Origin of the sequence: Streptomyces sp. NBC_00846 (genome assembly GCF_045207325.1) — a bacterium.
Classification (GTDB): domain Bacteria; phylum Actinomycetota; class Actinomycetes; order Streptomycetales; family Streptomycetaceae; genus Streptomyces.
This window is the reverse complement of the sequence record NZ_CP108846.1, coordinates 290,428-311,411: the sequence shown is the minus strand read 5'-3', so window position 1 is coordinate 311,411 and position 20,984 is coordinate 290,428. Positions and strand designations below refer to the sequence as shown.

The 20,984-nt window shown below is 70.8% G+C and carries 16 protein-coding genes and 1 pseudogene; 5 read left to right on the top strand and 12 right to left on the bottom strand.

Annotation, left to right across the window (positions count from 1 at the left end; translation table 11 throughout):
* Position 1 precedes the first annotated feature (1 nt).
* The 5 genes from OG936_RS01495 to gmd are packed head-to-tail and all read right to left on the bottom strand — an operon-like array spanning position 2 to position 5,079.
* A complete protein-coding gene (locus OG936_RS01495; protein WP_406491959.1) occupies positions 2–829 on the bottom strand; it encodes a glycosyltransferase family 2 protein in 828 nt (275 codons plus the stop codon).
* The gene (locus OG936_RS01490) at positions 826–1,521 is read right to left on the bottom strand and encodes a hypothetical protein (protein ID WP_406491958.1); all 696 of its coding nucleotides are present in this window, start codon (positions 1,519–1,521) and stop codon (positions 826–828) included. The genes OG936_RS01495 and OG936_RS01490 overlap by 4 nt, the downstream gene beginning before the upstream one ends.
* A complete protein-coding gene (locus OG936_RS01485) occupies positions 1,518–3,776 on the bottom strand; it encodes a LamG-like jellyroll fold domain-containing protein (protein ID WP_406491956.1) in 2,259 nt (752 codons plus the stop codon). Before OG936_RS01485 ends, OG936_RS01490 begins: the two co-directional genes overlap by 4 nt.
* Positions 3,776–4,069, bottom strand: a complete 294-nt coding sequence (locus tag OG936_RS01480; RefSeq protein WP_406491954.1) for a hypothetical protein — start codon at positions 4,067–4,069, stop codon at positions 3,776–3,778. The genes OG936_RS01485 and OG936_RS01480 overlap by 1 nt, the downstream gene beginning before the upstream one ends.
* On the bottom strand, positions 4,066–5,079 hold the full coding sequence (gene gmd / locus OG936_RS01475) for a GDP-mannose 4,6-dehydratase (RefSeq protein ID WP_383758250.1): 1,014 nt from the start codon (positions 5,077–5,079) through the stop codon (positions 4,066–4,068). The genes OG936_RS01480 and gmd overlap by 4 nt, the downstream gene beginning before the upstream one ends.
* Positions 5,080–5,209: 130 nt before the next feature.
* On the opposite strand from gmd, the gene OG936_RS01470 reads away from it, so the two are divergent.
* Positions 5,210–6,193: a GDP-L-fucose synthase family protein gene (locus OG936_RS01470; RefSeq protein WP_406491952.1), complete on the top strand. Its 984-nt coding sequence runs from the start codon at positions 5,210–5,212 to the stop codon at positions 6,191–6,193.
* Positions 6,194–6,325: 132 nt separating this feature from the next.
* Here the strand turns inward: OG936_RS01470 and OG936_RS01465 are convergent, their stop codons facing one another.
* Positions 6,326–7,861, bottom strand: coding sequence for an exopolysaccharide biosynthesis polyprenyl glycosylphosphotransferase (locus tag OG936_RS01465; protein WP_406491950.1), 1,536 nt, complete (start codon positions 7,859–7,861; stop codon positions 6,326–6,328).
* Between the two features lie 333 nt (positions 7,862–8,194).
* On the opposite strand from OG936_RS01465, the gene OG936_RS01460 reads away from it, so the two are divergent.
* Positions 8,195–9,454 (top strand): FAD-binding protein, encoded by a 1,260-nt coding sequence (locus OG936_RS01460; protein ID WP_406491948.1) that lies wholly within the window; start codon positions 8,195–8,197, stop codon positions 9,452–9,454.
* A gap of 241 nt (positions 9,455–9,695) precedes the next feature.
* On the opposite strand, the pseudogene OG936_RS01455 reads toward OG936_RS01460, so the two are convergent.
* Together OG936_RS01455 and OG936_RS01450 are read right to left on the bottom strand one after the other, a co-directional pair.
* Positions 9,696–10,529: pseudogene (locus tag OG936_RS01455) on the bottom strand (MASE1 domain-containing protein); the annotation flags it as partial.
* Positions 10,530–10,586: 57 nt separating this feature from the next.
* Positions 10,587–11,417, bottom strand: coding sequence for a PP2C family protein-serine/threonine phosphatase (locus tag OG936_RS01450; RefSeq protein ID WP_406491947.1), 831 nt, complete (start codon positions 11,415–11,417; stop codon positions 10,587–10,589).
* Positions 11,418–11,611: 194 nt separating this feature from the next.
* Between OG936_RS01450 and OG936_RS01445 the strand changes: the two genes are divergently transcribed.
* Both OG936_RS01445 and OG936_RS01440 read left to right on the top strand, forming a co-directional pair.
* Positions 11,612–11,911 (top strand): DUF1876 domain-containing protein, encoded by a 300-nt coding sequence (locus tag OG936_RS01445; protein WP_266744496.1) that lies wholly within the window; start codon positions 11,612–11,614, stop codon positions 11,909–11,911.
* Positions 11,912–11,998: 87 nt separating this feature from the next.
* A complete protein-coding gene (locus OG936_RS01440; RefSeq protein WP_406491944.1) occupies positions 11,999–13,093 on the top strand; it encodes an XdhC family protein in 1,095 nt (364 codons plus the stop codon).
* 73 nt (positions 13,094–13,166) lie between these two features.
* On the opposite strand, the gene OG936_RS01435 is transcribed toward OG936_RS01440, so the two are convergent.
* Both OG936_RS01435 and OG936_RS01430 read right to left on the bottom strand, forming a co-directional pair.
* Entirely contained in the window at positions 13,167–14,870 is a 1,704-nt protein-coding gene (locus tag OG936_RS01435) for an acyl-CoA dehydrogenase family protein (protein WP_406491943.1), read from the bottom strand.
* A gap of 68 nt (positions 14,871–14,938) precedes the next feature.
* Positions 14,939–15,550, bottom strand: a complete 612-nt coding sequence (locus OG936_RS01430; RefSeq protein WP_406491942.1) for a TetR/AcrR family transcriptional regulator — start codon at positions 15,548–15,550, stop codon at positions 14,939–14,941.
* Positions 15,551–15,999: 449 nt separating this feature from the next.
* Here OG936_RS01430 and OG936_RS01425 point away from each other — a divergent pair, with 449 nt between their 5' ends.
* Complete coding sequence (locus OG936_RS01425; RefSeq protein WP_406491941.1) at positions 16,000–16,710, top strand: lamin tail domain-containing protein; 711 nt, start codon at positions 16,000–16,002, stop codon at positions 16,708–16,710.
* A 161-nt stretch (positions 16,711–16,871) separates the two neighbouring features.
* On the opposite strand, the gene OG936_RS01420 is transcribed toward OG936_RS01425, so the two are convergent.
* Together OG936_RS01420 and pgm are read right to left on the bottom strand one after the other, a co-directional pair.
* Positions 16,872–18,929: a SpoIIE family protein phosphatase gene (locus OG936_RS01420; RefSeq protein WP_406491940.1), complete on the bottom strand. Its 2,058-nt coding sequence runs from the start codon at positions 18,927–18,929 to the stop codon at positions 16,872–16,874.
* 242 nt (positions 18,930–19,171) lie between these two features.
* On the bottom strand, positions 19,172–20,812 hold the full coding sequence (pgm, locus tag OG936_RS01415) for a phosphoglucomutase (alpha-D-glucose-1,6-bisphosphate-dependent) (RefSeq protein WP_406491939.1): 1,641 nt from the start codon (positions 20,810–20,812) through the stop codon (positions 19,172–19,174).
* Between the last annotated feature and the right edge of the window lie 172 nt (positions 20,813–20,984).

The window sequence follows — 20,984 nt, the reverse complement described above, 5'->3', positions numbered from 1 at the left end:
GTCAAACGGGCTTCCGCTCGCGGGACTTGAGCGCGATCTGCCAGCGGTAGAAGCTCATCGCCAGCGCGAAGTCGAAGCCCGCCCGCCCGTCGAGGAATCCCCGCCGGTACACATACATGTACGCGAACGACACCAGGGGCTTGAAGGGCGCCTTGTGGAACAGCTGCCCCTGGCGCGACTTCACCCTCCGTACCTGCTCCTTGACCTCGGGGTGGTGCTCCAGCCACGCCTCCCAGTCCGAGTACCGGTTGTGCCGCTCGAACCAGGCCGTCACCGGGTCGAGATCCTGGTGCTCGATCGGATTGCGGAGCGGGGCCGCCGACTCGGCGACCGGCTGGTAGTGCCCCTCGACCTCGCCGATGCCCGGTGCGTCCAGATCCCCGACCTCCGGGTACCGGCAGCGGGTGCGGTCGGTCAGTGACCGCTTGCGGATGGTGTAGCCGTGCCGGAGCCGCTTCCCGGAGAACCAGTAGCCCAGTGGTATGTCGTACGCGGCCGGTCTTGGCGCGCCGGGATCGGCGAAGATCCGGCGCAGTTCGGCCAGCAGCCCGGGGCTCAGCCGCTCGTCCCCGTCGAGCAGCAGAATCCAGTCCAGATCCGTGCGGACATGGTCCAGGCACCACTGCTTCTTACGCGGATGACCGCCGTCCCAGGTGTACGTGATCACCTCGGCCCCGCACTCCTCGGCGATCTTCGCCGTGTCGTCCGTACTGTGCGAGTCGACGACGACGACCGCCTCGAAGTGGCCGAGCACCGACTTCACCGCCTCGGCGATGTTGAGTCCCTCGTTCTTCGTGGGGATCGCCACGGCTATCGGCAGCTTGCTCATTCGTGCTCTCCTTCGGGCAGCCAGGCGTAGCAGCCTGTGGAGGTGAAGGCGCGGGCCGCGTCGGGGAGGGTGATCCCGGCCCGTTTCCCGGCGGTGGAGGAGCCCGACACCAGGTTCTTGCCGTTCGCCCCGGTGATCTGCCAGGTGCAGTTCTCAGTGGGGGTGACGTCGTGGTACTTGCCGGGCCGGATCTGCTCGTCCTTGTACGTGCCGTCCGCGTACCCCCGCGAGGCCTCCTGCACCAGCTCTTCGTGCTGGGTGCAGAGGTGCTCGACGGCGGGTTCCGCATCCGCGATCTCACCTGTCACGATCGCGCCGACCGCCGTGTCCCGGTCGACCTTCACGAGGTACGTCAGCTTGTCGCAGGTCTCCTGACCGGTCTGGAGCACGGCAGCCGGGTCCATGCCCTTGGGCACACGGTCGACCAGATACTCCTTCTGCTTCTTGTCGAAGGAGCCGGTGGCCGGGGTGAGTTCATCGGTGGGCAGCTTCGGTGGTTCGCTCGTCCGCTGTGCCGGGGCGCCGCTGGAAGCGGTGGCGCCGGGACCTGCCGAAGGGGCCGTGACAGGGGCCCGGGTGGCCGGTGCCCTTCCCTCGCTTGCCGCGGTGTGCCCGTCGAAGGACGAGCCGCAGGCGGCCAGCGCCGCCGTCAGTACGACGACGGCGGCGCCGGCCGGAAACGGATACCTCATCCATCCGTCCTCAGTGCGTAATGGGCACTCACCTGCGCGCTGCTCAGTGCGGTCGGGTAGACGGCGGTCTCGTCGATCTGCCCGGCGAAGAAGTTGCTCGTCGGCCGGTTCGGCCAGCTGTTCAGGTTGTCCCCGCCCACCCTCCAGTAGCCGCTGTAGTTCTCGTTGCCGGTGTACAGGGCGTTCGAGGCACGCAGCTGCCCGTCCACGTACAGCGCCATGCCGCCGGTGCCCTGTGTGGCGACGACATGGTGCCAGGTACCGTCGTTGTAGGCAGCGGGCGTTGTGATGGTCTTGGTTCCGCCGCTGTAGACCCCGAAGATCAGCCGCCCGTCATTGCCCATGTACACATGCTTGTCGTACTGGTTGCTGTTCTGCATGATCACGTTGCCGAAGCCGATGATCTTCCCTCCCTTGGTGGTCGTCGTCTTGATCCAGGTCTCCACCGAGAACCTGGTGGGCTGCTCATGGCGCCTGTTGCTGTACGCGTACTGGTTCGATCCGTTGAAGCCGATCGCGGTCGAGCCACCCGCCACAGCGGCCGGCGTCTGCCGGTAGGCGGGGGAGTTGCGCAGGAATCCGTTGTCCAGCCCGCTGCTGGTGTCTCCGGCGAAGGTCGAGGTGCCCTCGTCGTACCGCCAGTACAGCGAAGCACCGTCCGCCAGCACCTTGGCGGGGTACTTCTCGGCCGTTGACGCCACGGTGGCGGACAGTGCGGGCGACTTGGCACTGGTGTTGGTCCCGTCGCTCGCACTGATCCGGTACGAGTGGGTCTCACCGGCCGCCACGTCCGTATCGGTCCACCTCAGCTGGGGGCGGTCCCAGAACAGCGAGTATCCCGTCGTGGTGTACACCGGGGTGCTCGCACCGTCCTTGTAGATCCGGTAGGTGAGCTCGCCGTCGTCGGCGTCGAAGCTCGTCTGCCAGTTGACCTCCACCTTGCCCGCGGCAACGGTGGACAGGCTGACGTTCGGCACCCACGGCGCCCCGGTGTCCGGGCCGTCGGCGAACCGGGTGAGGCCCTGCTGCGCGGAGCCGTTGACGGTGGTGAACTCGCCGCCCACCCACAGATAGTGATGACCGCCCTTGTCGGTCTGCGTCATCACCCGCGGTCCGACCGGCTCCCCGATGCCGTCGTTGGTGTCCGGGAACCAGGGGAGCAGCTTCGGATCGTCGACGGACTGGGCCAGCAGATGCTTGCGCGGCTGGTCGGGGAACTCACCCATGCTGGCGCAGTCGTGCGCGTGACTGCCGCTGTACAGAACGCCGTTGTGCACGAGGACGGCCTGGGTGGCGCCCAGGCAGGTGTCCCGCCAGCGCTGCTCGAAATTGCTGAGGTTCAGCGCGATGCGGCCGTCGAAGACACCGCCTCCGGTGCCCTCGTTGGCGGTGTAGAAGCCGGTGGCATCGGTGGTGATGTCCTGCACCGTGGACGTGTTCGGGATGAATCCCGCCGGATAGCTCTTGGTCACGGCCCCGGTCGTGGCGTCCACCACGGCCAGCGCGTGCGAGGTGGTGCCGTTGACGGTGAAGAAGTTTCCGCCGAGCAGCACGTTCTTCCGGTCGGGTGTCAGCTCAACGGCCCGGCCGATCTCGTCCGCGTTGGCCGTCCACGGCTTCAACGCGCCGGCGGTGGTGACCGCGGCGAACTTGTTCCTGGTCTGTCCCGCCACGGTGTTGAAGTCACCGCCCAGGTAGACGGTGTCGGCGGTGACGGCCAGGGCCCGTACGGTCGCGGAGACGGAGAACTTGAAGTCCTGGCGCGGGGTGCAGGTCGCGGTGTCGATCGCGGCGATATTGCTCACCCCGACCCCGCTCACCGCCCCGAACTGCCCACCGACGTAAAGGGTCTTCTGGTCGGGCGAGAGCGCCAGGGTCCGTACCGTCGCCGTTCCCGAGGAGAGCGTGAACGACAGCGTGCACCCCGTCGGCGCACCCGTCGCCGCGTCGAACGCGGCGAAGTTCACCGCGGGCTGTTCGGAGGTGCCGGCGGGCGCGCCCGGCGGCCGGACGGTGGAGAAGGTGCCGCCGGTGTAGACGACACCGGCGTCCGAGGCGGCCATCGACCAGACGATGCCGTTGGTCTGCCAGGTGGTGAGATCGTCCGCGGTCAGCGAGACCGGCGGGGTGAGGGCCGCGGCGGGGGAGCCCCCGGACGCGGCGGCGGTCAGGGTTCCGGCGAGCAGGCAGAGCGCAGCGGCCGTAGCCCGTGCCCTTCTGCGTCCGGCGGGTCTGCGCCACGTACTTCCGTTCATCATTCAGCTCCGAAGGTGAGAACGAGCTGCGGCCCTGGGACCGCGGTTTCTGCCTCGTCCGGCCGACGGCGGGGACGGTCCGGTCCGCTGCCGGCCGGGACGAGTGGGCGGACCGGGCCGGGGGCCCGGACCGGTGCGGACGTGCTCGCCTCCACCGGGCAGCCGGTGGAGGCGGGGATCGCGCCCGGGTCGCTCCCCGGCGGGGCCACCGGAAGCGGCTGCCGGGTGTTGTGGGTGACCGCAGGGCCGGCCGGTGTGCCGGTCCGGCCGTCGGACAGGTACGGATGTCTCATCGGTCCACCCGCACGGCTGTTCCGGCGAGTTGGTCGGAGAGCTGGCGGATGTCCGCCTCGACCATGATCCTGGCGAGCTCCTGCGACTTCACCGCCGGTTTCCAGCCGAGCAGTTCCTCGGCCTTCGCGGCGTCACCGATCAGCGCGTCGACCTCGCTGGGACGCTCGTACTTGGCGTCGTAGCGGACGTGCTCCCGCCAGTCCAGGCCCGCGTGGGCGAAGGCGTACTCCAGGAACTGCCGGACGCTGACACCCTCGCCGGTGGCCACCACGTAGTCGTCCGGGCTGTCGCGCTGCAGCATCCGCCACATCGCGTCGACGTACTCGGGGGCGTACCCCCAGTCGCGCACGGCGTCGAGATTGCCCAGATGGAGATGGGTCTGCAGACCCGCCTTGATCCTGGCCACCCCACGGGTGATCTTCCGGGTCACGAAGGTCTCGCCGCGGCGCGGGGACTCGTGGTTGAAGAGAATCCCGTTCACCGCGAACATCCCATACGCCTCACGGTAGTTGACGGTCGCCCAGTACGAATACACCTTGGCGACGCTGTACGGGCTCCGCGGGTGGAACGGCGTCTTCTCGTTCTGCGGCGGCGGTGTCGCGCCGAACATCTCCGACGACGACGCCTGATAGATCCGGGTGTCGATACCGCTCGCGCGGACGGCCTCCAGCAGCCGGATGGTTCCGAGACCGGTGATGTCACCGGTGTACAGCGGGGCGTCGAACGACACGCGGACATGCGACTGCGCACCCAGGTTGTAGACCTCGTCCGGCCGGATGTCGCGCAGCAGATTCACCAGAGCGACCCCGTCGGCGAGGTCGGCGTGGTGCAGGACGAAAGAACGGTCGTTCTCCTCCGGTCCCTGGTAGATGTGGTCGATCCGCTCGGTGTTGAAGCTCGACGAGCGGCGTATCAGTCCATGGACCGTGTACCCCTTGTCGAGCAGCAGCTCGGACAGGTACGAACCGTCCTGTCCGGTCACGCCGGTGATGAGCGCGGTCTTCGCCACGACTACCCCCTCTGTGTTCGCCTGAAAGGCTGTTGGTTCCCACCGAAATTGCTTCGCACCGAAATTTCGCAATTGAGCGATCTACGGCAAAACATCACCCTGGTCCGTGGCTGCTGGCACAATCCGAGCCATGACGACTGATCTCCCCGGCCCTCCCCAGGAATCCGTCCGCCCCCTCCTACGGCCCGGTGCCCGCATATTCGTCGCGGGCCACCGCGGCCTGGTCGGCTCGGCGGTGGTACGCCGCCTCACCGCCGCCGGCCACGAGGTGATCACCCGCGATCGCGACCACCTCGATCTGCGCGACGCCGCGCGGACCGAGACATTCCTCCGCGAGACCCGTCCGGACGCCGTGGTGCTGGCCGCCGCCAAGGTCGGCGGGATCATGGCCAACAGCACATATCCGGTGCAGTTCCTGGAGGACAATCTGCGCATCCAGCTGAGCGTCGTCGCCGGAGCGCACTGCGCCGGGGTCGAGCGGCTGCTCTTCCTCGGCTCGTCCTGCATCTACCCCCGGCACGCCTCGCAGCCGATCCCGGAAAGCGCCCTGCTCACCGGCCCGTTGGAGCCGACCAACGAGGCATACGCACTGGCCAAGATCGCCGGAATCGTGCAGATCCGGTCCTACCGCCGGCAGTTCGGCGCCGCGTACATCAGCGCCATGCCCACCAACCTCTACGGTCCGGGCGACAACTTCGACCTGGAGACCTCGCACGTACTGCCCGCGCTGATCCGCCGCTTCCACGAGGCGCGGCGGGACGGCTCGCCCACGGTCACGCTCTGGGGCTCCGGCAGCCCGCGCCGCGAATTCCTGCACGTCGACGATCTGGCCGACGCGTGCCTCCTGCTGCTGGAGCGCTACGACGGCGACGAACCCGTCAACATCGGCTGCGGCCAGGACCTGACGATCCGCGAACTCGCCGAAACTGTAAAGAATGTGACGCATTATCAAGGTTCCATCGCGTGGGACAAGTCGAAGCCCGACGGCACCCCGCGCAAGCTGCTCGACGTCTCCCGGCTCACCGGCCTCGGCTTCGCACCGCGCATCCCGCTGCGCGACGGGATCGCCCGCACGTATGCGTGGTGGCTGGAGCAGCGGACCGAACGGGTCTGAGCGGAGCCGACCGGTCCACCGGCACGGGCCGGTCCACGGGCACGGGCCGGCCGCCGCAACGCGACGGCCGCCCGTCCCACCGGCGCCGAACGGCCGGTTGTCCCGCACTCCTCGCATCGACGGCCGCCGCTCTCAGTACGCCCCGCGGCCGTCGGTGACGGCGCGCAGCGTACGGGCCATGAGTCCCATGTCCGTGGCCACCGACCAGTTGTCGACGTACCACAGGTCGAGCGAGACGGTCTCCTGCCAGGACAGGTCCGAACGTCCGCTGACCTGCCACAGGCCGGTCAGCCCGGGTTTGACGGCGAGCCTCCTCAGCTCCCGTTCGTCGTAGCGGGACACCTCCTCCGGCAATGGAGGCCGTGGACCGACCAGGGACATGTCGCCCCGGAGCACATTGAGCAGTTGCGGCAATTCGTCCAGAGACGTCCGGCGCAGCAGACGGCCGATTCCGGTCACCCGGGGGTCGCGGCGCATCTTGAACATCGGGCCGTCGTTCTCGTTCGCCGTGATGAGCTGCTGCTTGTGGCTCTCGGCGTCCACCACCATCGTCCGGAACTTCCACATCGTGAACGGCCGGCTGTGCTGCCCGTGGCGGATCTGACGGTGGAGCGCCGGCCCGTCGGAGCCGAGCCGCACCGCCGCCCCGATCAGGAGCAGCAGGGGCGCCAGGACCAGCAGGCCGAGCGCGGCGCCGATGCGGTCCACCAGGGCCTTCAGGATCATCTGCGGTCCCCGGCGCACCGGCGGTGCGACGTGCAGCAGGGTCAGCCCGGCGGCGGCGGACGGCCGTATCCGGCCGGCCGCTATGCCCGAGAGCTCCGACAGCACGGAGAGCGGAAGCCCGCCGTCGTGCAGTCCCCAGGAGAGCCGGCGCAGCCGCTCCTCGGAGAGCTGCGGCCCGGGCACCACCAGAGCCAGGTCGGCGTCATGGGCGAAGGCGCCGCCCAGCACCGTCGACGCGTCGTCGTCGGCCGGTGCCGGTGCGAGCCGGCCCGGCACCTGGACCTCGCACTCCAGCGGCGCGGTCCCCACCGGTACGGCGGCCACGACCCGGTACGGATGGTCCGCGCGGGAACCCAGTAGCCGCACCGTTCGTTCCACCCTCGAAGCCTCACCGACCACCAGTACCCGCCGCACCGTCCGATGCCGCCGCAACCGCCGTACCCCCCACGCGGCCAGGCCCGCCGGCAGACCGGGCAGCAGTGCCACGACCGCCGTCGCGGGATCGACCGCGTCACCGGTCATGGTCCGCAGCACGGCGAGTACGCCGATGAGCAGCAGCCAGTCGCCGGCCGTGGTCAGCACCCCCGGCGGATCGCCCGGAGACCGGCCCGTGTACCGGCCGCGCGCGGCCCGCACACCCGACCACGCCAGCGCGGCCACCGCCGCGGCGACCCCGGGCCGCGGCTGGCCGCCCGCCCACAGGACGAGCCATGCCGGAATCCCCAGGCCGAGCAGTTCGGTGCCGATGACGACCTGCAGGCGCCGGCCCGACCGTCTCCTGGCCGCAGCCGGCCCCGAACGTTCGCGTTGTCCTGCAGGCGCCCTCCATGCATCGTCAAGTTCTTTGCCGCGAGGCCGATTTGAAGCAGTCAGTGGACGCGGCGCCCCCGCCAGTCCCACGGGTCCTGATCTGTCCGAATCGGGTAGCTCGACATGCCCCATGAACCCCCCAGTCACAGTTGCATCGCCACAAACGGGACGCATCCGCCGATCCCATGGACTGACGGATGCGCCCGCGCTCGGTGCACGATATCCACACACGTGCCATTTCGCTGGAGTTCCAGTGAAGTTCAGACATGTGCACTGACTCTGAACTCATCCCGTTCCGCGCCGGATCGCTGGGTCTGTAGGTGACTGTTCGCATTTGGAGGGTGCTGGAATCGGATGGTGTGCGGACATGTAGGTCCAGTTGCATGGTCCCATCAACAGGCTCGTCTGGGAGGATGCACCGTCGGGATCAGGTCACCCGGCCAGGAACGAGAGTGGGGACGTGCGGTGACTCCCGTGGAGAAGAACTGGGCCGGAAACATCACCTTCGGAGCACGGCGGCTGAGCACCCCCCGTTCCGAGGCCGAGCTGCGGGAAACGGTGTCCGCCGCGACCGCGGTGCACGCGCTCGGCACCCGGCATTCCTTCAACACCGTCGCCGATACCCGGGGTGAGCTGGTGTCCCTGGCGGGGCTGCCCCGCAGGATCGAGATCGACCCGAAGGCCGGGGCGGTCACCGTCGCCGCGGGGCTGCGCTTCGGGGAGTTCGCCGGCGTACTGCACGAGAACGGGTACGCCCTGCACAACCTGGGTTCGCTGCCGCACATTTCGGTCGCCGGGGCCTGCGCCACCGGAACGCACGGCTCGGGGCTCGGTAACAGTTCCATAGCGGGCGCCGTCCGGGCGCTGGAGATGGTCACGGCCGACGGCCGGACCGTGTCACTGGGGCGCGGCGACGCGGACTTTCCCGGAGCGGTGGTCGCGCTGGGCGCGCTGGGCGTGGTGACCGCGCTGACGCTGGACCTGGTGCCCGCCTTCGACGTACAGCAGTGGGTCTACGAGGAGCTGCCGGAGTCCCGGTTCACCGACGGGTTCGACGAGGTGATGGCGGCCGCGTACAGCGTGAGTGTCTTCACCGACTGGCGTGCGGGGCCGCTCAACCAGGTGTGGCTCAAGCAACGGGTGGGCCCCGAGGGGCCACGGAGTGCGCCCGGGGAGTGGCTCGGCGCGCGGCTCGCGGACGGCCCCCGCCATCCGATCGCCGGTATGCCGGCCGAGAACTGCACCCGTCAGCAGGGCGTCGCCGGGCCGTGGCACCGCCGGCTTCCGCACTTCCGCCCGGAGTTCACCCCGAGCAGCGGGGACGAGCTGCAGTCGGAGTACTTCGTGGCACGGCGGGACGCGGCCGCGGCGTACGAGGCACTGGCCCGGCTCCGGGACCGGATCGCGCCGCTGCTGCAGATCTCCGAGATCCGTACCGTCGCCCGCGACGAGCTGTGGCTCAGCCCGGCGTCCGGCCGGGAATCGGTGACCTTCCACTTCACCTGGGTACCGGACACCGCCGCCGTCACCCCCGTGCTCGGGGCGATCGAGGAGGCCCTGGCACCGTTCGGCGCGCGACCGCACTGGGGCAAGGTGTTCACGACCGCCCCCGAGAGCCTGCGCGCGCTGTACGGGAAGTACGCCGATTTTGAGCGGCTGACGGCCCGGTTCGACCCGGAGGGCACGTTCCGCAACGACTTCCTGGTACGCCACTTCCGGCGGTGAACCGCCCCGCCTCCCGCGGCGGCCGTGGCCCGGCCGTCCGTGGGACCGAGGTCAGAGGCCGTCGGGCTCGTCGTCGGGCCGGGCCGGCCGGCCGGCCGGCCGGGGACCGTCCCGGCGCCAGCCGCTCCACCACCTCGGCCAGCTCCTCGCAGGCACGCTGGATTCTGAGGCGGATGTCGCTCTGCTCGGTGACGACGGCCGCGAGCACCAGCGCGGTCAGGGCCACCGAACCGTTGAACACGGCGAGATTCACCATCACGTGAAGGATGCTGTGACCCTCGAACGGCCCCACGCCCTGCGTTCCCGCGACGACCGCCGTGACCGACACCAGAAAGGCGCACGGCGCGCTCCCCGCCAGCCGAAAGCGCAGAGCCGCCCAGATGATCAGCGGGAACACCAGGTAGATCATCGCCAGCGAGGTCCTGGTTGCCACCAGGGAGACAGCCATGGAGGCCACCGCCAGCGCGCTCGCCTCGATCCACCGGTCCGTGGCCCGCGGCATCCGCACTCTGCGGAGCACGAGCAGCAGCGGGGTGACCACGAGCACACCCATCGCGTCCCCCGACCACCATGCCGTCCAGACCGGCCAGAAACCGCTCGGCGGCAGATTGTCGTCCGCCACGAGCATGCACGTGCCCACGGTCGCGCTGATGACCATGCCCGCAAGCGCGCCGAGGAACACCAGCATGACGCCGTCGCGCAGCCGGTCCAGCTCCAAGCGGAAACCGGCCCCCCGCAGTATCAGGTACGAGCAGACGGGAGCCAGGGTGTTGCCCGCCACTACGACGACGGTGAGCAGCGAGACCGAGTCGCTGAGCGTGGCGACGACGGACAGGGAGCCCAGCGCCATACCGGGCCAGGCGCGCAGTCCCAGGAAGAGCAGGGCACCCAGCGCGATGCCCGTGGGCGGCCAGAGCGGGGTGACGACCGCGCCGTGGACGGACACCCCGCGGATCAGACCGAGCCCACCGGCCAGGTAGTAGGCGGCGGCGACGGCCAGGACGCGCAGTACGGCCGAGGCCGTGGCTATCGTTCTCTCGCTGCTTGACACCTTGCTGCGGATCACACATCTCATCAGACACCGACCCGGACGGGTGGCGGCTGTCTGACACGCTCACCCCGGACCCGGGCGTCAGTTCCCGCCGGGAGCCGCCCCGTGGCGCAGGACGAGAACGGCCGCGTCGTCCTGGTGCCCGGTCCGCGCCGCCGCGTGCAGCACCGCGTCGGCCAGCTCGTCGGCGTCGGCGGCCACCCGGGAGACCACCAGCCGCGTCACCGCGTCCAGTCCCTCGTCGATCGGGCACGAAGGACCCTCGATCACCCCGTCGGTGACCAGGACGAACGCACCGGGGCTCGTCAGGCGCCGCCGGGTGACCGGATAGCGCTCGCCCGCCCGGACCCCCAGGGGCAGGCCGCCCTCGTCGTCGGTGACACCGCTGCGCCCGTCCGTGGTGGCCCAGACAGCGGCGACATGCCCGGCGCGGGCACTGCGGAGCTCCCGGGTGACCGGGTCGAAGCGGGCAAAGGTGCAGGTCGCGAAGAGGCCCGAGTCCACCGAGAGCAGCAGATCATTGGTCCGGCCCACGACCTCGCCGGGATCCGTGGCGGTGGCGGCTATCGCCCGCATGGCGATGCGGATCTGGCCCATGAAAGCGGCCGCCTCGACGTCATGGCCCTGAACGTCCCCGATGGCGAATGCCAGCGCGCCGTCCGGCAGCACGAACCCGTCGTACCAGTCACCACCGATGTCCAGCCCGTTGCGGGCCGGCGTGTACCGGGCAGCTGTCTGCAGCCCCGGCAGGGCGGGCAGCGCCGAAGGGAGCATTTCGCGCTGCAAGGCCTCGGCCAGTTCCACCCGCGCCCGGTGCAGCTCCACCTCCTGGCGCGCCTGTGAGGTGAGCTGCTGCAGAGTGGTGAGCAGTTCGCCGGCGCTCGCCGCACGGGGAGGACGACGCCGGTTCATGGGCGGCTCCGCACTCGGGGGAAGTGACTCCCGCATCCTATTTCGGCGCCACGAGCCCCGCAGGACGAGAAGCGGCGCCATGATCCCGGCAGGACGGTCCGGAACGCGCGGACGGGCCCGGCCGGGGGGATCCTGGTCACAGGACCGCGTCGTGGCGGCGCACCGAGTCCGCGCGCGGTCGCAGGAGGTGCGCGATGACTCGCAGGCTGGAATGGAAGGTCCGGGTGGGCCTTTCCGAGGAGGACGGTACGACCAGGGCGGAGGCGGTGCTGGACACCGGCTCCGAAAAGCTCGTGGGACACGGGGTCGCCCGCTGCAACCCGCAGGACGTGGACGTCCCCGCCATCGGCGACGAACTCGCGGCGAGCCGTGCCATGAAGGACATCGCCGCGCAGCTGATGAAGGCCGCCGACCAGGAACTGGAATCGGTCGGGGCCGGACCCGCCACCGGGCCCGTCACACCGCCGTACGCGTGGTCCGACACCACGGCCTGAGCCTCGCACCGCACCGGCCGCCGGGCCACGAGGGCACAGCGGGCGCGGGCAGGACCGCAGACATCCCGGCCCTGGCGGAGGTGGCCGATGCGGGAGATTCTTCCGGCGCTCAGCCGCTGGTACGCCGCCGGGGCGCCGTTCGGGCTCGCCACCGTCGTCGCGGTCAGCCGCAGTGCGCCGCGCGGCCCCGGGGCGGCGATGGCCGTCGGCCCGGACGACGAGGTGGTCGGCAGCGTCTCCGGCGGCTGCGTCGAGGGTGCGGTCTTCGAACTGGCCAAGGAGGTCATGGAGACCGGCGATGCCCAGCTCCGTACCTTCGGCTACAGCGACGAGGACGCCTTCGCCGTCGGTCTCACCTGCGGCGGAGAGATCACTCTCCTGGTGCGCCCCGTGACGGCCGCGTACGACGTCTCCTTCGGTGAACTCGCCGCATCGGTCGCCGCTCACCGCCCAGTGGTGGCCGCCGTCGTGACCGACGGCCCCGCCCCGCGTGGCGCCGCCCTCGCCGTCGGGCCGGACACCGTCTCCGGCTCGCTGGGCGCGAGCGGACTCGACGCCGCCGTCACCGCCGACGCGCGAGGGGAACTCGCCCGCGGCGCAACCGGCTTGCGGCACTACGGCCCCGGCGGCGAACGGCGCGAGGACGATGTCAGCGTGTTCCTCCAGTCGTTCGCCCCGCCGCCCCGGATGCTGGTCTTCGGCGCGATCGACTTCGCCGCGGCGGTGGCCCGGATCGGCGCGTTCCTCGGCTACCGCGTCACCGTCTGCGACGCCCGCCCCGCCTTCGCCGACCCCCGCCGCTTCCCGGACGGTGCGGAGGTGGTCGTCGACTGGCCGCACCGGTATCTGCGCGACACGGAGACCGACGCACGGACCGTGATGTGCGTACTCACCCACGACCCGAAGTTCGACGTCCCGCTACTGGAGGTGGCCCTGCGCACCCCGGCCGCGTACATCGGGGTGATGGGGAGCCGGCGGACCCACGAGGACCGCCTGGCCCGGTTGCGCGAGGCCGGTCTCGGCGAAGCGGAACTGGCCAGGCTGCGCGCGCCCATCGGTCTCGACCTCGGCGCGCGCACCCCCGAGGAAGTGGCCGTGTCGATCGCGGCGGAGATCGTCGCACTGCGCTGGGGCGGCACCGGCAGCCCGCTCACGGAAACGACCGGGGCGATCCACCGGTGAGCGGCGAACGCGTCGGCCGGTCCGCCGACGGCTCCTCGCGAGGGCTGCGGGCTCGCGGGCACCGGTGGCCGTCTCAGCCGGCCCGGCCGAAGTGCCGCTCCACGATCGACGCGGCGTCGGTGCCGCGCGGCAGGATGCCGTACTGGTGGCCACGCTCCTCGCCGAGCCGGGCGGCGACGAATGCCTCGGCGGCCGCCGCCGGGGCATGACGCAGCATCAGCGAGGACTGCAGGGCCAGGGCCATGCCTTCGACCGTCGCCCGGGCGCGGGTCTGCGCGGCGAGCGGGTCGCGCAGGTCCTCGGCCAGCTCCCGGCGCACCCGGCGGAGGTGCGCGTCCAGCACGGAACTCGCACCGGACGTGGTCTCCAGCTCGGCCCAGAAGGCGTCCAGCGACTGCGGGGTCCTGGCGATGCCCCGCAGCACATCGAGGGCGATGACATTGCCGGAGCCCTCCCACACCGCCATCACCGGCTGCTCGCGGTAGCGCCGGGCCAGCGGCCAGTCCTCGGTGTAGCCGTTGCCGCCCAGGCACTCCAGCGCCTCGTAGGCGTGGTGCGGACCGCGCTTGCAGATCCAGTACTTGGCCACGGCGGTGGCCAGCCGCCGGAACATCGCCTCGGACTCTCCGCTGTCGGCCTCGTACGCATGGGCCAGGCGAAGCGCGGTCCAGGTCGCGGCCTCCGTCTCCAGTGCCAGATCGGCGAGGACCGCCGTCATGGCCGGCTGGTCCACCAGCCGGGCACCGAACGCGCTGCGGTGGTGCGCGTGCCAGATCGCCTCGGACACCGACTGGCGCATGCCCGCGGTGGTGCCGAGCACACAGTCGAGCCGGGTGTGGTTGACCATCTCGATGATGGTGGGGACGCCGCGGCCGGGCTCGCCGACCCGTACCGCCCAGGTGCCGTCGAACTCCACCTCGCAGGAGGCGTTCGACTTGTTGCCGAGCTTGTTCTTCAGCCGCTGGATACGGACGGTGTTACGGGTGCCGTCGGCCAGCACACGCGGCACGAGGAAACAGGTGAGGCCGGCCTCGGCCTGGGCCAGGACCAGGAACGCGTCCGACTGCGGGGCCGAGAAGAACCACTTGTGCCCGGTCAGCAGATGGGCCCGGCCCTCGGGGCCGGAGGCCAGCGGGACGGCCCGGGTGGTGTTGGCGCGGACGTCGGAGCCGCCCTGTTTCTCCGTCATCCCCATGCCGAACGTGAGCCCCGACTTGCGGCCCGGGGCGATCAGCCGGGGGTCGTACGAGCGGCTGAGCAGGCCCGGCAGCCAGTCCCGCCCCACGTCCGGATCGCGTTGCAGGACCGGGACCACGGCATGCGACATGGACATCGGGCAGGCGTGGCCGGGTTCGATCTGGGCGAACAGCATGAAGGAGGCCGCCCGCGCCACCGCCGCTCCGGGCTTCGGGTCGGCCCAGCCCGCGGTGTGCGTGCCGCGGTTCACCGCCGCGCCGATGACCTCGTGGTACGCGGGGTGGAAGTCGATCTCGTCGACGCGGTTGCCGTAACGGTCATGGGTGCGCAGGACGGGCGGGGAGGTGTGCGCCAGCTCGACGTCGATCTGGAACCGCTCGGAACCGACCAGGGTGCCGATCTCGTGCAGCTCCTTCTCGTGCCAGGCCGCGCCGAACGCCCGGACGGCCTCCGTGAGGGGCAGGTTGGTGCCGTACTCGTCGAGATCCTTCCTGGGCGGGGCCTGGTTGGTGACCTCGTGAGTGGGGTGCGGTGCGGGGGCGTCGGACCAAAGGCCGGTCCGGTGCGGGGTGACGGTCATCGCGGGTTCCTGTCCTGGGGAGGTGGGCGGGGGCGGCGAGGAAGCGGGAAAGCAGGGGCGGCTCGCGATCAGCTGCCGTGGGCTCCGACCGCTCTCAGGCACAGCGTGGTGATGCCTGCCACGACCGGTTCCGGTTCGGTCCGCCCGCCGACCGGTGACAGCGGGCCGAGCAGTGCCTCGCCGACTGCCCCGATCACGGCGGCGGCCGACAACCGCGCGTTCTGCGCGGGCAGTTCACCCGAGGCGATTCCTGCGGCGACGGCCGACTCGGCGAGGGCGTGATAGCCGCGCCGGTACGTCAGCCGCTCCTGCTCGACCAGCGGATCGACCGGTTCGGCCAGCAACGCCCAGGCCGTACGTGGGTTGCGCAGCGCACGGTACGCGAAGGCCTCGACCAGCGCGCGCAACTGCTCGGCGGCACCGCTCCGCGCCCGCACCGCCTCTTGCACCGCGCCGAGTTCATGACCTGCGACATGGCGGAAGACTGCCGCGAGCAGTTCCTGCTTGGAGGCGAAGTGGTTGTAGACGCTGCCGGTGGCGACGCCGGCCCGGTCGGCGATCGCGGAGATGCCGGCCGCCGCGTAACCGCCCTCGGCCAGCAGCTGCCGGGCGGCTTCCAGCAACCGGTCGCGGTGCGCGAGCCGGGTCGCCTCCGTGCGGGCGGTGGGACGGTAGGCCATGATGTTCTGAACCTCGATTCATATCTTCCTCTGCCACTGAACCACTGTTGTTCGCACCGCGCAACGGCCCTGTCGCAGAACTGCCGTTCTCGTTTCCGCGGGTAAGGGAACGGGAGTTCAAGGTTGTGCGGGCGGCGGCTGTTACGGAATTCCCGGGCGGCTCGAGCGGAGTGTGCGCAGCCGTGCGCCCCGCGCTCGGGGCCACCGCCGACTGCGCCGGCGCGGTGCCGGGCGGGTGGATGTAGCGGGCAGTGGTTGACAGGTACTCGGGCGGCCGGAATGTGTGCCCGGTGCAGACGCGTGTGACGGAAATGTCCGTACTTCGTCACACGTATCGGGGCGCCTTCCGTGGCTCGGGCCACCGGGCCACAGTGTGCGTTCTCGGCAACAGGCCGGGACCGAACAACGCTCGGACCGCAGGGGTCCGGGCCCGTACCCGAGGGGTATTCATGTCCCGTTCCGCACGGCGGTTCACCGCCGCCGTTCTCGCTTCCGGCGCCCTGGTGGCCGCCGCCGCACTCCCGGCGACCGCAGACGAACACGGCCATGGTCACCGCCGGACCAACGAGCGTCAGGCGGTGGTTCTGGGCGCGATCCAGTACAACAGCCCCGGTCGTTACAGCGGCTCCAACCGCAGCCTCAACAGCGAATGGGTGACCGTCACCAACACCGGCCGCCACGCGGTGAATCTCCGAGGCTGGACCCTGAGCGACGAGAGCCGCCGCACCTACCGGTTCAATCTGCGCCTGGCCGGCCGCTCCTCCGTGCGCGTGCACACCGGAATCGGCCGCGACACCGACCGCGACGTCTACCAGGACCTCCGCCGGCACGTATGGGACGCCTGCGACACGGCGACACTGCGGGACGCGAACGGCCGCAGAGTCGACTCGAAGTCCTGGGGCCGCGACCGCGACCGGGCCGGCCGCAACGGCCATGACGGCCGTAACGGTCACCAGGGCCGCGATCACGGGCGTAACGACGGCCATGACGGCCGTAACGGTCACCAGGGCCGCGATCACGGGCGCAACGACGACCACGACGGCCGTAACGGTCACCAGGGCCGCGATCACGGGCGCAACGACGACCACGACGGCCGTAACGGTCACCAGGGCCGCGATCACGGGCGCAACGACGACCACGACGGCCGTAACGGTCACTAGCCGCAACCACGGAGGCAGCGACAACCGCGACGGCCGTCACCACCACCACGACGGTCGCGACTGACCCGACCGGCGCCCGCTCCCCGTCCCCGGAGCGGCCGCCACCACCCTGATCGCGGCGCCCCGTGGCCCACCCGGCCACGGGGCGCCGCACACCGAGGTCAGAAATCGCCGGCCACGGACGGGTCGTCTCTGCCGGACGGGAGCTCCTGTTCGGTCCACATGACCTTGCCGTCGCTGCTGTACCGGGTGCCCCAGTGGGCGGCGAGCCGGGAGACGATGAACAGTCCGCGGCCGCCCTCGTCGACGGTGCGTGCATGGCGCAGATGGGGCGACACCCGGCTGCTGTCGTGTACTTCGCAGATGAGCGTGCGGTCCAGGATCAGCCGCAGCTTCATCGGAGGGGTGCCGTAACGGACCGCGTTGGTGATCAGTTCGCTCACGATGAGTTCGGTCGCGTCGGTCGTCGCCTCGTCCACGCCCCAGCCGTCGAGCCGGTCGCGCACGAGCGTACGGGAGATGGCGGGAGTGGTCCGGTCATGGGCCAGCTCCCAGGTCGCGACCCGGTCGGGGGGAACGACGCCGGTACGGGCGAGGAGGAGCATGGCGCCCTCCGGGCATGCCTCGGCCGGCAGGTTGTAGACCACGTCGTCGCACAGGTCCTGCAGATTCCGGCCGGGTCGCGCGAGTGCCTGCCGTACCTGATCCGCGGAGTCCCCGTCGGTGGGGAGGGTTCCGGTGAGGAACGCCAGAACGCTGCCTTCGTCGAGCTCGAACGCAGCGGCGGCGAACGGCGAAGTGTCGGTGGAGAAGAGCGGGGGCCCGTCGGGGACATCGAGGGCGGTCGTGGTGCCGTCGGGGGTGACGAGGACGGGTGACGGATGACCGGACCGGGCCACGGTGCAGGTACGGGAGAACGGGTCGTAGACGGCGTACATGCAGGTTGCCGTGGGTGGTTGATTGTGCAGCCAGTCGCCGGGCGGCAGCGCGGCCCGCTCGTCGGCCAGCCGGCCGGCGGTGTCGGCCAGTCTGGCCAGCACTTCGTCCGGCTCCAGATCGAGACCGGCCAGCGCGTGGATGACGGTCCGCAACTGCCCCATGGTGATGGCTGCCTGGAGGCCGGGCGCCTCGACATTGCCGACGATCAGAGCGGTGCGCGCGCCCGAAAGGCCGATGGTGTCGAACCAGCAGCCGCTGTTGCGCCCGGGCAGCAGGACATGTGCTGTCTCCACGGCGATGCCGCCGCCGTTGTTCTGGGGAAGGAGCCGGCGCTGCACCATCGACGCGATCGCGTGGTCGCGTGCGTAGCGCCGCGCGTTGTCGATGCTCAGGGCGACGTGAGCGGCCGCCGTCAGAGCCGGCGGGAGATCGTCCTCTTCGAAGGGTTCCGCCCCCCGGCACCGGAAGAGACTCGCCAGGCCGAGAACCGTGCCGTGCAGCTTCAGCGGGACCACGATCAAGGAGTGCGCCCGGGTCGCCTCGACGAGCCGGGCGCTGTCGGGGTCCGCTTCGAGCCACGGCGTCCGGGCGTCGATCTGGACGAGACGGGGCTTCAGGTCGGATGCGGCCAGGGCGTACGGCGTACGGTCGGGGAGCCGGCGCATCTCTCCTACGAGGCCGCTCCGGTACTCGTCCGCGCCGAGGCCTCGAACGGCCGCGCGAAGCATGGGGACATCGGGCTCCAGCGGCCCCGGCATCGGATCCGAGCCGCGCAGGACGTCATCCACCACCTCGACCACGGCGAGGTCGGCGAACGCCGGAACGACGGCCTCGACGAGTCCCTCGCAGGTGGCCGCCACATCGAGTGACCTGCCCACCCGCGTGCGCACCGCGGTGAGGCAGGCCGCCCGGATGCGGGCCTTCTCCTGCTCATCGACGTCGACGACGGTGGCGAGCAGCCCCAGGGTGCGACCGTCCGCATCGTTCAGCCGGTAGACGGACACCCTGATACTGCGGCTGCGGCCGGTGGAGTCGGCGGGCCGACCGCGGATCATCCAGTCGTGCACGGGCACACCGCTGTCCAGTACTTTGCGCAGGATGCGCTCCGCATCGTCCGGTTCTTCGAGGTGGTACGCCTCGGTGAAGTAACGCCCCACGAGGCGCTCGTCGGGGACGGCGCCGGCCAGGGTGTTCGCCCGCACCACCCGCAGCCGGGTGTCCAGCACGTGCAGGCCCACCGCCGACTGGGCGAACAGGGTGTCGAGGACCGCTGCCCTCATGCCCTCGACCGCTCGTGACACGGGGTCCGGTGCAGCGGCGTCCGACACGGATCCACCCCCATGAGGTTCTGCCCGCCTGCTGGATCGGCGGGTAGGGACAAGCGTCGACGCAGCCCGCGTGCCGTGCCACCGGCGGGTGGCAGACGGGTGAACCGCCGCTGATCGCGCCGAACGGCCGGAGCCTCCCGATTCCTGTCGTCGACCCTGCCGTGGCACAGGCTCGGGGGCGGCTCCGGCCGGACTCAGGCGTCGAGGGCCGCGGAGACGACGGCCTTGGCCTCCTCCTGCACGCGACCGAGATGGTCGCCGCCGAGGAACGACTCGGCGTAGATCTTGTAGACGTCCTCCGTGCCCGAGGGGCGGGCGGCGAACCAGGCGTTCTCGGTGGTCACCTTGATGCCGCCGATGGGTGCGCCATTGCCGGGCGCCTGTGTCAGCACGGCCGTGACCGGTTCCCCGGCCAGGGTGTCGGCCGTGACCTGCTCGGGGGACAGGCGCCCGAGAACCGCCTTCTGCTCCCGGTCGGCGGGGGCGTCGATCCGGGCGTACGCCGGCTCGCCGAACCGGCCGGTGAGCGCCGCGTAGTGCTCCGACGGCGACGTGCCCGTCACCGCGAGGATCTCCGAGGCGAGCAGCGCCATGATGATGCCGTCCTTGTCGGTCGTCCACACCGATCCGTCGCGGCGCAGGAACGAGGCCCCGGCCGACTCCTCGCCGCCGAACCCGAGCGATCCGCCGACCAGTCCGTCGACGAACCACTTGAAGCCGACCGGCACCTCGACCAGTTCACGGCCGAGACCGGCGGCGACCCGGTCGATCATTCCGGAGGAGACCAGCGTCTTGCCGATGCCCGCGGCGGCCGGCCACTGCTCGCGGTGGGTGTACAGGTAGTCGATGGCGACGGCGAGGTAGTGGTTCGGGTTCATCAGTCCGGCGTCGGGCGTCACGATGCCGTGTCGGTCGGCGTCCGCGTCGTTCCCGGTCGCGATCTGGTACCGGTCGCGCCGGCCGATCAGCGAGGCCATGGCGTACGGCGACGAGCAGTCCATCCGGATCTTCCCGTCCCAGTCCAGCGTCATGAACCGCCAGGTGGGGTCGGTCAGGGGATTGACCACGGTCAGATCGATCCGGTGCTGCTCCGCGATCCGGCCCCAGTACGCGACCGACGCGCCGCCCAGCGGATCGGCACCGATCCGCACCCCGGCCGAGCGGATCGCGTCCAGGTCGAGCACGGACGGCAGATCGGCGACGTAGCTGCCGAGGAAGTCGTACGTCCCGGTGGTCGACGCCGCCCGAGCGCGGACGTAGGGCAGCCGGCGTACGTCCTTCATGCCGGCCGCGATGATCTCGTTGGCCCGTTCCTGGATCCAGCCGGTGGCCTCGGACCCGGCCGGGCCACCGCCCGGCGGGTTGTACTTGAACCCGCCGTCGCCGGGCGGGTTGTGGGACGGCGTGACCACCACACCGTCGGCGAGCCGCGAGGTCCGGCCCCGGTTGTGGGTGAGGACGGCGAGCGACACCGCCGGGGTCGGGGTGTAGCCGTCGGCCGGGTCGATGAGTACGGTCACGTCATTGGCGGCGAACACCTCGATGGCCGTGATCCTGGCAGGTTCCGACAGGGCGTGGGTGTCGGCGCCGAGGAAGAGCGGCCCGTCCGTGCCCTGCCGCGCCCGGTACTCGCTGATGGCCTGGCTGGTGGCGGCGATGTGGTCCTCGTTGAACGCGGTGGCCGTGGACGACCCGCGATGGCCGGAGGTACCGAACGCCACCCGCTGGTCCGGCACGGACGGATCCGGGTGCAGCGTGTAATACGCGGTCACCAGCCGGGCCACATCCGTGAGATCCTCCGGCCGGGCCGGCTGTCCAGCTCGTTCGTGCGGCATCTGCCACTCCTCCGTATCGGTCGGTCGTTGCGGTCTTCCCCGCGCCATTTTCGCGGGTGGCCCGCACCGGTCCGCGACTGCCCCGCCGTCGGCGCCGTCGACGCGGCACGGCCGACGCGGCACGGCCGACGCGGCACGGGAGAACCGGGTTCCGGGGACGCGGGGGCGCGGC

What these genes read in the sequence shown, in the direction of transcription:
- OG936_RS01470 (WP_406491952.1), top strand. Translation starts at nt 5,210, where the DNA reads ATGACGACTGATCTCCCCGGCCCTCCCCAGGAATCCGTCCGCCCCCTC.
- OG936_RS01440 (WP_406491944.1), top strand. Translation starts at nt 11,999, where the DNA reads ATGCGGGAGATTCTTCCGGCGCTCAGCCGCTGGTACGCCGCCGGGGCG.
- OG936_RS01495 (WP_406491959.1), bottom strand. Translation starts at nt 829, where the DNA reads ATGAGCAAGCTGCCGATAGCCGTGGCGATCCCCACGAAGAACGAGGGA.
- OG936_RS01480 (WP_406491954.1), bottom strand. Translation starts at nt 4,069, where the DNA reads ATGAGACATCCGTACCTGTCCGACGGCCGGACCGGCACACCGGCCGGC.
- OG936_RS01450 (WP_406491947.1), bottom strand. Translation starts at nt 11,417, where the DNA reads ATGAACCGGCGTCGTCCTCCCCGTGCGGCGAGCGCCGGCGAACTGCTC.
- OG936_RS01445 (WP_266744496.1), top strand. Translation starts at nt 11,612, where the DNA reads ATGACTCGCAGGCTGGAATGGAAGGTCCGGGTGGGCCTTTCCGAGGAG.
- pgm (WP_406491939.1), bottom strand. Translation starts at nt 20,812, where the DNA reads ATGCCGCACGAACGAGCTGGACAGCCGGCCCGGCCGGAGGATCTCACG.
- OG936_RS01420 (WP_406491940.1), bottom strand. Translation starts at nt 18,929, where the DNA reads ATGAGGGCAGCGGTCCTCGACACCCTGTTCGCCCAGTCGGCGGTGGGC.
- OG936_RS01430 (WP_406491942.1), bottom strand. Translation starts at nt 15,550, where the DNA reads ATGGCCTACCGTCCCACCGCCCGCACGGAGGCGACCCGGCTCGCGCAC.
- OG936_RS01435 (WP_406491943.1), bottom strand. Translation starts at nt 14,870, where the DNA reads ATGACCGTCACCCCGCACCGGACCGGCCTTTGGTCCGACGCCCCCGCA.
- OG936_RS01465 (WP_406491950.1), bottom strand. Translation starts at nt 7,861, where the DNA reads ATGGGGCATGTCGAGCTACCCGATTCGGACAGATCAGGACCCGTGGGA.
- OG936_RS01485 (WP_406491956.1), bottom strand. Translation starts at nt 3,776, where the DNA reads ATGAACGGAAGTACGTGGCGCAGACCCGCCGGACGCAGAAGGGCACGG.
- OG936_RS01490 (WP_406491958.1), bottom strand. Translation starts at nt 1,521, where the DNA reads ATGAGGTATCCGTTTCCGGCCGGCGCCGCCGTCGTCGTACTGACGGCG.
- OG936_RS01425 (WP_406491941.1), top strand. Translation starts at nt 16,000, where the DNA reads ATGTCCCGTTCCGCACGGCGGTTCACCGCCGCCGTTCTCGCTTCCGGC.